The 11346-nt window shown below is 72.8% G+C and carries 9 protein-coding genes; 6 read left to right on the forward strand and 3 right to left on the reverse strand.

The features are described 5' to 3' along the window. Window positions 1-434 precede the first annotated feature (434 nt). From ACFV4F_RS28720 to ACFV4F_RS28735, 4 genes are all read left to right on the forward strand, one after another. Window positions 435-1229, forward strand: coding sequence for an isoprenyl transferase (locus tag ACFV4F_RS28720; RefSeq protein ID WP_363656985.1), 795 nt, complete (start codon window positions 435-437; stop codon window positions 1227-1229). Between the two features lie 214 nt (window positions 1230-1443). Then, a complete protein-coding gene (locus ACFV4F_RS28725) occupies window positions 1444-2778 on the forward strand; it encodes a PhoH family protein (RefSeq protein WP_380441591.1) in 1335 nt (444 codons plus the stop codon). A 450-nt stretch (window positions 2779-3228) separates the two neighbouring features. After that, window positions 3229-3969 carry a transglycosylase SLT domain-containing protein gene (locus tag ACFV4F_RS28730; protein WP_380441593.1) on the forward strand — a complete coding sequence of 247 codons (741 nt, stop codon included), beginning with the start codon at window positions 3229-3231 and terminating at the stop codon, window positions 3967-3969. Between the two features lie 485 nt (window positions 3970-4454). Beyond that, on the forward strand, window positions 4455-5948 hold the full coding sequence (locus ACFV4F_RS28735) for an AI-2E family transporter (RefSeq protein ID WP_380441595.1): 1494 nt from the start codon (window positions 4455-4457) through the stop codon (window positions 5946-5948). A 107-nt stretch (window positions 5949-6055) separates the two neighbouring features. Here the strand turns inward: ACFV4F_RS28735 and ACFV4F_RS28740 are convergent, their stop codons facing one another. Together ACFV4F_RS28740 and ACFV4F_RS28745 are read right to left on the reverse strand one after the other, a co-directional pair. Next, window positions 6056-6598, reverse strand: coding sequence for an alkyl hydroperoxide reductase (locus ACFV4F_RS28740; protein WP_380441597.1), 543 nt, complete (start codon window positions 6596-6598; stop codon window positions 6056-6058). A gap of 3 nt (window positions 6599-6601) precedes the next feature. Continuing rightward, window positions 6602-7153: a peroxiredoxin gene (locus ACFV4F_RS28745; RefSeq protein ID WP_380441599.1), complete on the reverse strand. Its 552-nt coding sequence runs from the start codon at window positions 7151-7153 to the stop codon at window positions 6602-6604. 122 nt (window positions 7154-7275) lie between these two features. Between ACFV4F_RS28745 and ACFV4F_RS28750 the strand changes: the two genes are divergently transcribed. Continuing rightward, on the forward strand, window positions 7276-8244 hold the full coding sequence (locus ACFV4F_RS28750) for a LysR substrate-binding domain-containing protein (RefSeq protein ID WP_380506755.1): 969 nt from the start codon (window positions 7276-7278) through the stop codon (window positions 8242-8244). A gap of 7 nt (window positions 8245-8251) precedes the next feature. Here ACFV4F_RS28750 and ACFV4F_RS28755 read toward each other — a convergent pair whose 3' ends face one another. Next, window positions 8252-8881, reverse strand: coding sequence for a TetR/AcrR family transcriptional regulator (locus tag ACFV4F_RS28755; protein ID WP_380441601.1), 630 nt, complete (start codon window positions 8879-8881; stop codon window positions 8252-8254). A 156-nt stretch (window positions 8882-9037) separates the two neighbouring features. Here ACFV4F_RS28755 and ACFV4F_RS28760 point away from each other — a divergent pair, with 156 nt between their 5' ends. Beyond that, a complete protein-coding gene (locus ACFV4F_RS28760) occupies window positions 9038-11230 on the forward strand; it encodes an MMPL family transporter (RefSeq protein ID WP_380506718.1) in 2193 nt (730 codons plus the stop codon). Window positions 11231-11346 lie beyond the last annotated feature (116 nt).

The raw sequence follows: 11346 nt of genomic DNA on the forward strand, positions 1-11346 counted from the left end.
GTCGCTATCCGCTATATTTGTGTGTTTGGGGGGTGGGGTTTGGTTTACACGCGACGGGTGGGCGGCGCGGCCGCCGCGGTGGGGGTCGCGGCGGCCGCGTGTGGGGGAGGGGAGGTCCGCGGTCATGCTGGTGGGGGGAGGGGCCGGGACCGTCGCGTCGATCTCGTTCCGTCCCGGATCAAAAGCTGGACTAGACCATTGCCGGGCGTCAAGCACCGGAACGTCGGCTTACGGATTCCTTAAGGAACCGGAGACCGTTCCGTAGCCGTCGCCGCCGGCCCCGCCCGCGGCCCGCGACATGCACGTCGCGACAGACTTCGTACAGGACCGTGACCAGACCGCTACCTGCGGCTTTCCCGGTCGCCTGCGCGCCGGAGTAGGCTGCGCCGGGGTGGTGACGCACCCGCCGAAATGAGTACGGAGGGGCCGAAAACATGGGTCTGCGCGATGTCGTGGAACGCACGCCGGGGCTGCGCACGCTGCTGCACGGTGCGTACGGGCTCTACGGCCGCCGGGTCGAGGTCCACCTCGCCCGCACTCCCAACCACATCGGCGTGATCCTCGACGGCAACCGCCGCTGGGCCAAGGCCGCCGGCGGCTCCACCGCGTACGGCCACCAGCGCGGCGCCGACAAGATCAGCGAGTTCCTCGGCTGGTGCGACGAGACCCACGTCAAGGTCGTCACCCTGTGGATGCTCTCCACCGACAACCTCGACCGGCCCGCCGACGAACTCGTCCCGCTGCTCGGGATCATCGAGGACGCCGTCACGGGCCTCGCCGCCGCCCGCCGGTGGAAGGTGCACCCGGTCGGCGCGCTGGACCTGCTCCCGCAGCACACCGCCGACGTGCTCAAGCGCGCCGCCGAGGAGACCGCCGGGATCGAGGGCATCACCGTCAACGTCGCCGTCGGCTACGGCGGCCGGCACGAGATCGCCGACGCCGTCCGCTCGTTGCTCCAGGAGCACGCCGAGCGCGGCACCTCGATCGAGGAACTGGCCGGGATCCTGGACCCGGAGCACATCGCCGAGCACCTCTACACCCGCAACCAGCCCGACCCGGACCTGATCATCCGCACCTCGGGCGAGCAGCGGCTGTCCGGATTCCTGCTCTGGCAGAGCGCGCACAGCGAGTTCTACTTCTGCGAGGCGTACTGGCCGGCCTTCCGCAAGGTCGACTTCCTGCGGGCGCTGCGCGCGTTCGAGCAGCGCAACCGGCGCCTGGGCCTGTAGCGCCCGCCGCTCCGGACTGACCCCCCCGTAGGGGTGGCCTACCCGGCCGCCGCGCGAGGCCAAACGTTCACCGGCAATGATCCGTCAGTTCGCCGGGGACGCGAATGCACCGCCCCTCGCCTGGGAATACTCCAATCAGTCCGGTCCCGGGGCCACCGGGGCAGCGGGGCCGGCTTGCCGCGGATGACGCAGGGTCATCCGCTCTGGAGGCCTAGTGGTCAGTTCCAAGAGCCGCCGGACACCAGACCGGCGCACGTACGTTCTCGACACCAGCGTGCTCCTGGCGGACCCTCTCGCCATGACCCGCTTCGAGGAGCACGAGGTCGTCCTCCCGGTGGTCGTCGTCACCGAGCTGGAAGCCAAGCGGCACCACCCCGAGCTGGGCTACTTCGCCCGCCAGGCGCTGCGGCTTCTCGACGACTACCGCATCCGCCACGGCCGGCTCGACGAGCCGATCCCGGTCGGCGAGCTCGGCGGGACGATCCGGGTCGAGCTCAACCACTCCGACCTGTCGATACTGCCGGCCGGCTACCGCTCCGGGGGCGGCGAGGCGGACACCCGGATCCTCGCGGTCGCCCGCAACCTGCAGGCCGAGGGCTACGACGTCACCGTCGTGTCCAAGGACCTGCCGCTGCGGATCAAGGCCAGCTCGGTGGGCCTGCTCGCCGAGGAGTACCGGGCCGAGCTCGCGATCACCTCCGGCTGGACGGGCATGTCCGAGCTGCACGTCGCGGCCGACGACGTGGACGCGCTGTTCGCGGCCGGCCACGACGTCTCGGTGGACATCGAGGGGGCCGCCGAGCTGCCCGTCCACACCGGACTGGTGCTCACCTCGGAGCGCGGCCGCGCGCTCGGCCGGGTGACCGGCGACGGCCGGGTCCGGCTGGTGCGCGGCGAGCGGGAGGCGTTCGGCCTGCGCGGGCGCAGCGCCGAACAGCGGGTCGCGCTGGACCTGCTGCTCGACCCGGACGTCGGCATCGTCTCGATGGGCGGCCGGGCCGGTACGGGCAAGTCCGCGCTGGCGCTGTGCGCGGGGCTGGAGGCGGTGCTGGAGCGGAGGCAGCATCGCAAGGTGATGGTCTTCCGGCCGCTGTACGCGGTCGGCGGGCAGGAACTCGGCTACCTGCCGGGGTCCGAGACGGAGAAGATGAGCCCCTGGGCGCAGGCGGTCTTCGACACCCTCTCCGCCGTCACCACTCCGGACGTGATCGAGGAGGTCATCGCACGGGGGATGCTGGAGGTCCTGCCGCTCACCCACATCCGCGGGCGCTCGCTGCACGACGCCTTCGTGATCGTGGACGAGGCGCAGTCGCTGGAGCGGAACGTGCTGCTGACGGTGCTGTCCCGGATCGGCCAGGGCTCGCGGGTGGTGCTCACCCACGACGTGGCCCAGCGGGACAACCTCCGGGTGGGCCGGTACGACGGCGTGGTGGCGGTGGTGGAGAAGCTGAAGGGGCATCCGCTGTTCGCGCACATCACCCTCACCCGCTCGGAGCGTTCGCCGATCGCGGCTCTGGTCACGGAAATGTTGGAGGACATCCACCCGTGATCCACGACTGAACGGGACATAGTCGGACAATCCGGTCAACTTCGCACGTGGGGCCCGCTCCTGACGGAGCGGGCCCCGTCCGTTTCATCACGTCGAGTACCTGTCTGTCCGGAGAACTCCCGTGCGGTGAATGTGACATGCGCCACGCGGGCGGGAATTGCGTCGAACGTGCCCGGTGCGGCATGGTGAGGGTTCTGTCAGGCCCCGCGTACGGCGCGGCAGGGCTTCCGGGCAACCGGAGTCCGGCCCGGAAGGTCCGCCAACTCCGTTCGGTGGACGCACAATTGAAAACCGACGAGCCGTACGCCGCCCGATCTCAACGCCCGGTCGCCTCACCTCGGCCGGACGCCGGGCCAGCACCTCCCGTGACCAGAGCACCTGCGGAGGTCCGTGCCAAGGGGCATGTTGCGTCCGCACGGTCACGCGTGGGCGATGCTGGAAGGAAACCATGTGACTCGGATCTCGGTCCGGGGAGTTGCTGTGGCCTCCGCCACCGCCGTCACCGCCGTCGGTGCCGTCGTGGGTGTGGCCTCGGGCAGCGAGGGCAAGACCACGCAGACGGTCGACGTCGCCGGCGCGACCTTGCTCGCCGAAGTCCCCTCTGGCGCCCAGGCGCAGATCATCAGTGACAACATCGGCCAGCAGGCGTCCTCTCAGCAGGCCTCTGCCGAGGCTGCCGCCAAGGCCGCCGCGGAGCAGAAGGCCGCCGAGGAGGCCGCGCGCCAGAAGGCCGCCGCCGACGCCCAGGCGAAGGCCGACGCGCAGGCCAAGGCCGACGCCGCCGCCAAGGCGGCCGCGGACGCCCAGGCGAAGCGCCAGGCCGACGAGGCCGCCAACCGCTCCAAGGCCCGCTCGGCCCTGGCCGCCACGGACAACAGCGCCCCGCCGGTCTCGGTCAGCCCGGGCTCGGTGCAGGACACCGCGCGGCAGATCGTCGGCAACGACACCCAGTTCCAGTGCTTCAGCCAGATCGTGAAGCGCGAGAGCGGCTGGGACTACACCGCGACCAACAAGAGCTCCGGCGCCTACGGCCTGGTCCAGGCGCTGCCCGGCTCCAAGATGGCCTCGGCCGGTGCCGACTGGCGCACCAACCCGGCGACCCAGATCCAGTGGGGCCTCAGCTACATGAACAGCCGCTACGGCAGCCCCTGCGGCGCCTGGTCGTTCTGGCAGGCCCACAGCTGGTACTAGGAGCCACCCCGCCCCGGCGGACTCCACGCAAGGCCACGGCCCCCGGCCGCTCACCCGCTGAGCGCCCGGGGGCCGTGTCGTCGGCGACCCCGCCGGGGCGGGCGGGCCGCGCCGCCCGGCCGCGCTGACCAACGCGCTCACGGGCGGTGCGGTCCTGGGTGCGGACGCGGGGCGCGGGAAGGGGTCCTGGTTTTGCTTCCCGCACCGGCCGGTCCGCCGGCGGATGGCTGGGGGCCGCTCCGGCTTCGGGGTCTCGCTCCGACTCCTCCCCAGCGTCGTGCATCCGAAACCTCACGTTCCGTCCCCTTTTGCGGGCGTTCGCGCGCCGGGCCGGTGCGTTCGAACCGGAGCCGGCCGGGCCGAACCCGCCGGGCGGCCGGACTCGTTCCGCCCCGGGCGGGTAGCGTCATCCCTGACGGCCGTGGCGCGACGCACGGCGTACCGCCGGGTGACGGCGGACCGGCACGGGAGCGGTGGTAGCGAGGATGGCGCGGGGCGGGAAGGCCTTCAAGGCCGTGGCCAAGGGCATGGCCGTGGTGGCGAGCGCGGCCGCTGTGATCGAACGGCGCCGGCGTGCCGCGATGACGGCCGATCCGCACGACGCCGTCGCGCTGCCGGGCGCCCTCCCGGACACCGAGCGGGCCGACCCGCCCGCCGCCGTGACCGCACCGGCCCCGGCCGACACGGCGGGGCCGCTGCCCGTCCCGCGCACCGACTCCGCCCCCGTCGTGGAGGCGCCGCCCGCTCCGGTGGAACCGGCCGCGCCCGCGCCGGCCGCGCCAGGCGCCCAGGGCGCGCACCCCCGGGAGTACCACCCGGGCCGGCCCGCGACGCCCGTCGAGGCCGTGCCGTGGGGCCTGCGGGTCGCCGCCGAGTCCACCTGGCGGCTGCTGCTGCTCGGCGCCGCGCTCTACGTCGTCTTCTACGTCGTCGACATGCTGCGGCTGGTCGCCTTCTCGGTGCTGGCCTCGCTGCTGATCTCGGCGCTGCTGGAGCCCTCGGTCTCCTGGCTGCGCCGCCACGGCGTGCCGCGCTCGCTCGCGGCCGTCGGGGTGTTCCTGAGCGGCCTGGCCGGGATAGGGCTGGTCGGCTGGTTCGTGGTCTGGCAGGTCAGCACGAACCTGTCGGACGTCACCAGCCAGGTCCAGAAGGGCGTCATCCAGCTGCGGGACTGGCTGATCGACGGCCCGCTGCACCTGACCCAGCAGCAGATCACCGACTTCGCCAACCAGATCACCAAGGCGATCACCACCAACACGGACCAGATCACCTCGGCCTCGCTCACCACCGCGCAGATCGCCGTCGAGGTGCTGACCGCGGTGCTGATGACCTTCTTCACCACGTTCTTCTTCATCTACGACGGCCAGAAGATCTGGAACTGGGCGCTGCGCGGGCTGCCCCGGCACTCCCGCTTCGCGATGGCCGGGGCCGGGCCGAAGGCGTGGACGACGCTGACCGCGTACGTGCGCGGCACCGTGTGCGTGGCGTTCATCGACGCGGTCTGCATCGGCATCGGGATCGACCTGCTGGGCGTGCCGATGGCGATGCCGCTGGCCGTGATCATCTTCCTGGGCGCCTTCGTGCCGCTGGTCGGCGCGCTCGTCACCGGCACCGCCGCGGTCCTGATCGCGCTGGTCACGCAGGGCCCGTGGACGGCGCTGATGGTGCTGGTCGTGCTCGTCGCGGTGATGCAGATCGAGAGCCACGTGCTCCAGCCGCTCATCCTCGGGCGCGCGGTGCGGGTCCACCCGCTGGGCGTCGTGCTCGGCGTCGCGGCGGGCGGCATCATCGGCGGCATCGGCGGTGCGGTCGTGGCCGTCCCGCTGATCGCCGTCACCAACACCGTCGTGACCCACCTGCGCAAGCGCAACGAGGCCGGGCAGGCCGTGTTCACCGCGCTGGAGAACGCCCGCGAGGCCGCCGGGCGCAGCGCCGCGACCCCGGCCGCCGCTCCCACCCCGGCGCCGGTCGCCGACTGAGTCGACCGAGGCGAACGCGTCGACCGAGGCGAACGCGTCGACCGAGACGACGGAAGGGCCCCGCCGGACGGCTGTCCGGCGGGGCCCTTCGGGTACGCGCGTGTCCGTCAGGCGTCGACGGCGGCGAGGGCGGCCTCGGAGTCGAGGACGCCGGCCACGGCCTGGAGCACGGCGGCGATCTTCATTGAGGCCTGGACGACCTCGCGCTCGACGCCGGCCTTGCGCAGCACGGCCTCGTGCGAGTCGAGGCACTGGCCGCAGCCGTTGATGGCCGAGACGGCGAAGCACCAGAGCTCGAAGTCGACCTTCTCGACGCCCGGAGTGCCGATGATGTTCATCCGCAGACCGGCCCGCATGCTGCTGTACTCCTTGTCGGAGAGCAGGTGCAGCGTCCGGTAGTAGACGTTGTTCATCCCCATGACGGCCGCGGCGCCCTTGGCGGCGTTGTACGCCTCCGGGGAGAGGTTGGCCTTGGCCTCGGGCTCCAGCTCGCGCAGCACGGCGGGGCTGCGGGTGGCCATCGCGCAGGAGAGGACGGTGCCCCACAGCTGCTGCGCGGGGAGGTCGGAGTTGCCGATGACCGAGCCCAGGTTGAGCTTGAGGTCCTTGGCGTACTCCGGGAGGGCGGACTTCAGGTCGTCGAGGGCCACGGGTCAGCCCGCCAGCAGGGCCTGGGCGTCGAGGGTGTCCTCGCCCTTGGTCCAGTTGCAGGGGCACAGCTCGTCGGTCTGCAGGGCGTCCAGCACGCGCAGGACCTCCTTCGGGTTACGGCCGACGGAGCCGGCGGTCACCATGACGAACTGGATCTCGTTGTTCGGGTCGACGATGAACACCGCGCGCTGGGCGGTGCCGTCGGCGGCCTCGACGCCGCAGGCCTGCATCAGCTCGTGCTTGACGTCGGCCAGCATCGGGAAGGGCAGGTCGCGCAGGTCCTTGTGGTCCTTGCGCCAGGCGTGGTGCACGAACTCGGAGTCGCCCGAGACGCCCAGGATCTGGGCGTCGCGGTCGGCGAACTCGTCGTTCAGCTTGCCGAACGCGGCGATCTCGGTCGGGCAGACGAAGGTGAAGTCCATCGGCCAGAAGAAGACGATCTTCCACTTGCCCTCGTAGGACTTGTGGTTGATGTCGGCGAAGGCGTTCGCGGCGTCGAGGTCGACACAGGCCTTGAGGTCGAACTCGGGGAACTTGTCACCGATCGTGAGCACGTTCGCTTCTCCTGAAGTGAGACTGCGGGGAGTTGTCCGGATTGCGGACAGGCCTCCACGATTCCACATCGTGGACTGATCAGGGAAATAGCTATACTCGATGTGTCTGATCGGAGAAAGTTATCAATACCCAGTCCGTCGGCGCCTCCGGCCCCGCCCGCAGCCCCCGCACGCCCACGCTCGCCCAGCTCAGGGCGTTCGTCGCGGTCGCCGAGCACCGGCACTTCCGTGAGGCGGCCGCCGCCACCGGCACCAGCCAGCCCGCGCTCTCCGGAGCGGTCGCGGCACTGGAGGAGTCGCTGGGTGCCCAGCTCGTCGAGCGTACGACGCGCAAGGTGATCGTGACACCACTGGGGGAGCGGGTGCACGCGCACGCCCGCCGGGTGCTCGCGTCGCTCCAGGCGCTCACCGGGGAGGTCGAGGCCGCGCGCCGCCCGTTCACCGGGCCGCTGCACCTCGGCGTCATCCCGACCGTCGCGCCCTACCTGCTGCCCGCCGTCCTGCGGCTGGTCCGCCGCCGCTACCCGGAGCTGGAACTGCACGTCCACGAGGAGCGCACGCCCTCGCTGCGGGAGGGGCTGGCCGCCGGGCGGCTGGACGTCCTGCTGCTCGCGCTCCCGGCCGGCGGCGCCTCGCCGACCCGGGACATCCCGCTGTTCGACGAGGACTTCGTGCTGCTGACCCCGCCCGGGCACCCGCTCGCCGGGCGGATCGACGTCCCGCGCGACGTGCTGCTCGACCTGGACGTGCTCCTGCTGGAGGAGGGCCACTGCCTGCGCGACCAGGCCCTCGACATCTGCCGCGAGGTCGGCGCCGACCCGGCCGGGTCGACCACCCGGGCGGCCGGCCTGTCCACCCTGGTCCAACTCGTCGCAGGGGGCCTCGGGGTGACGCTGTTGCCCGCGACCGCCCTGGACGTCGAGGCCGGCCGCGCCGACCGGCTCGCCGCCGTCCGCTTCGCCGCCCCCGCGCCCGGCCGGCGCATCGGCCTGGCCACCCGCCCGGGCTCGGCCCGCAGCGCCGAGTACGACCGCTTCGCCGCCTCGCTGCGCGAGGTCCTCGCCGAACTCCCGGTCCGGATCGTCGAGTAGGGCGTGCCTACGGGACCTCCGCCGGCGCCGCCAGGCACAGCCCGACCGTCGTCGCCACCAGCAGGTCGAGCGCCCGCACGGTGTCCGCGTCCGGCCCGGCGGCGGGGTCGGCGCCCAGCGCGAGGTAGCGCGCCGTCAGGCCGTCGAAGCCGCTGAGGAAGTGGACGGCGATCTCGCGCGCCGGCATCGGCAGGGTCAGCCCGTGCGCCGCCGCGAGGGCGGTGAGCATCTCGGTCGCCGTGCCCTCGACCTCGCGCTGGAGCGCGAGCATGATCTCCTGCAGGTCGGCGTCGCGCATCGCCAGCGCGCCGAACTCGCTGAGCAGCACGCAGCGCCCCTCCTCGCCGGTGGCGGCGTCCCAGAGCGCGTGCACGAGCGTGCGGACCTGCTCGCCGAACGGGCCGTCACCGGGGGAGGCCGCCCGGACCTGGCCGATGAAGTCGGCGGTCAGCTGCTCGACGACGGCCCGGTAGAGGTCCTTCTTGGTACCGAAGGTGTAGTGCACCGTCGCCTGGGCCACGCCGAGCTCGGCCGCGATCGCCCGGGTGCTGCCGGCCGCGATGCCCTCGCGGCTCATCAGGTCGAGGGCGGCCTGCACCAGCTGGGGCCGCCGTTCTGCGGCGGGGACGTGTGCCATCCAGCCAGGGTATCGCCATGGTCGGACAACTGTGTCGAACGATTCCGTTGATTGCTCGTGTCGATCGACTTTGTCATCCGACAAAGTCGAGCGTACGGTGGATCCGAGACCTGGTCAGGCACCCGCCTGCCCGACGACCGGACCGAAGGGTCAGCCATGGCCACGTACCTGTACCGATTGGGCCGCTCCTGCTTCCGGCGCAGGCGGGCCGTCCTGGCCGTCTGGATCGCCGTGCTGATCGCCGTCGGCGGGGCCGCCGGAGCGTTCGCGGGCAAGACGAGCAACGAGTTCAAGGTCCCCGGCACCGAGGCGCAGGCGACCCTCGACCGGATCAAGGACGCCTTCCCGCAGCAGGGCCACGGCTCCGCGCAGATCGTCTTCGCCGCCCCGGCGGCCGACGGCGTCAAGGCGCCGGACGCGGGCCGCGCGGTGAGCGAGGCCGTCCACCGGATCGCCGCCGTCCCGGGCGTGGCCGCCGCGCCCGACCCGTACGCCACCGGCGCGGTCTCGCCGGACGGCAAGGTCGCGATCGCGCTGGTCTCCTTCGACCGCAAGCTCGGCGACATCACCGACCAGCAGCGCGACGCGGTCAGGGCGGCCGCCGAACCGGCCCGCGCGGCCGGGCTGGACGTCGCCTTCGGCGGCGACGCGTACAACCGGATGGCCCAGGTCGACGGCGGCGAGGCGATCGGCCTCGCGGTGGCCGGCGTGGTGCTGGTGATCACCCTCGGCTCGCTGGTCGCCGCCGGACTGCCGCTGCTCACCGCGCTGGTCGGCGTCGGTGCCGCGATGGCCGGACTGCTCGCGCTCACCGGCTCGTTCGAGATCATCACCACCGCGCCGGTGCTGGCGCTCATGGTCGGGCTCGCGGTCGGGATCGACTACGCGCTGTTCATCCTCTCCCGCCACCGCCGCCACCTGGGCGAGGGCCTGACGCCCGAGGAGGCCGCGGCCCGCGCCACCGCGACCGCGGGCAGCGCCGTCGTGTTCGCGGGCCTGACCGTCGTCGTGGCGCTCGCCGGTCTCGCCGTCGCGGGCGTCCCGTTCCTCACCGTGATGGGTCTCGCCGCCTCCGGCGCCGTCGTCGTGGCCGTCCTGGTGGCGATCACGCTGCTGCCCGCGCTGCTCGGCTTCGTCGGCCGCCGGATCGACCGGCTGCCGGTCTGGCGGCGGGCCATGCGCACCGGCGGCACGACCACGATGGGCGAGCGCTGGGCCGGTTTCGTCGTGCGCCGCCCGCTGCCCGTCCTGCTCGTCGGCCTGGCCGGGCTCGGCGCCCTCGCGGTGCCCGCCGCGAGCCTCGGCCTCGGCCTGCCGGGCGGCGGTTCGCAGGCCGCGGGGACGGACGCGCGCAAGGCGTACGACCTGGTGAGCGAGGGCTTCGGGCCCGGGTTCAACGCGCCGCTCGTCGTCGTGGTGGACGCGAAGGGCACGCCGCAGCCCGAGCGGGCCGTGCAAGGCGTGGCGGCGCAGCTGCAGACGCTGAAGGGCGTGCAGACGCTGCTGCCGCCGGCCGTCGACCCGGCCAGTGGGACGGCCCTGCTGACCGTCATCCCGCGGACCGGGCCCGACGACGAGGCCACCAAGTCGCTCGTCAACGAGATCCGCGACCAGCGCGCGGAGTTGAAGGCCTCGACCGGCGCCGGCATCGCCGTCACCGGCACCACGGCCGCCAACATCGACGTCTCCACCAAGCTCGGCCAGGCGCTGCCGCCCTTCCTCGCGGTCATCGTCGGCATCGCGATGGTGCTGCTGGCGCTGGCGTTCCGCTCGGTGCTCGTCCCGCTCAAGGCGGTGGCCGGGTTCCTGCTCAGCATCACCGCCTCGCTCGGTGCGGTGGTCGCGGTCTACCAGTGGGGCTGGCTGGACGGCCTGATCGACGTGCCGAAGGTCGGCCCGGTGGTGAGCTTCGTGCCGATCCTGCTGATCGGGGTGCTGTTCGGGCTGGCGATGGACTACGAGCTGTTCCTGGTCTCCGGGATGAAGGAGCAGCACGTCCACGGCGCGGCGCCGCGCGAGGCCGTGGTGGCCGGGGTGCGGGGCGGCGCCCGGGTGGTGACGGCGGCCGCGCTGATCATGGTGGCGGTGTTCGGCTCGTTCGTCTTCGGCCACGACCCGATCGTCCAGCCGATCGGCTTCGCCCTCGCGGTGGGCGTGCTGGTGGACGCCTTCGTCGTGCGGATGGCGCTGGTGCCGGCCGCGATGGCGCTGTTCGGCGAGGCCGCGTGGTGGTTCCCGAAGCGGCTGGAGAAGGTCGTGCCGCGGGTGGACATGGAGGGCGAGCAGCTGATCGCCCGTCTGGACCGGGAGCGGGTGTCCGGGGCGGCGAAGGAACCGGCCGGGGTCTGACCGGCCCCACGAGCCGGGCCCGGCGGGATCCTTTGCCCCCGGGCCCCGCCGGCGGCCCCGGGGTCACAGCGGCAGCCGCTGCTCGAACCCGTCCACCCTGCCGGGGCCCCGCCCGG

It is taken from the genome of Kitasatospora sp. NPDC059722 (assembly GCF_042733235.1).
Taxonomy (GTDB): Bacteria; Actinomycetota; Actinomycetes; order Streptomycetales; family Streptomycetaceae; genus Kitasatospora.

Bases quoted from the DNA above. Each gene is read 5' to 3' on its own strand.
- ACFV4F_RS28735 (WP_380441595.1), top strand. From the start codon at position 4,455: ATGGCGCGGGGCGGGAAGGCCTTCAAGGCCGTGGCCAAGGGCATGGCC.
- ACFV4F_RS28720 (WP_363656985.1), top strand. From the start codon at position 435: ATGGGTCTGCGCGATGTCGTGGAACGCACGCCGGGGCTGCGCACGCTG.
- ACFV4F_RS28755 (WP_380441601.1), bottom strand. From the start codon at position 8,881: ATGGCACACGTCCCCGCCGCAGAACGGCGGCCCCAGCTGGTGCAGGCC.
- ACFV4F_RS28760 (WP_380506718.1), top strand. From the start codon at position 9,038: ATGGCCACGTACCTGTACCGATTGGGCCGCTCCTGCTTCCGGCGCAGG.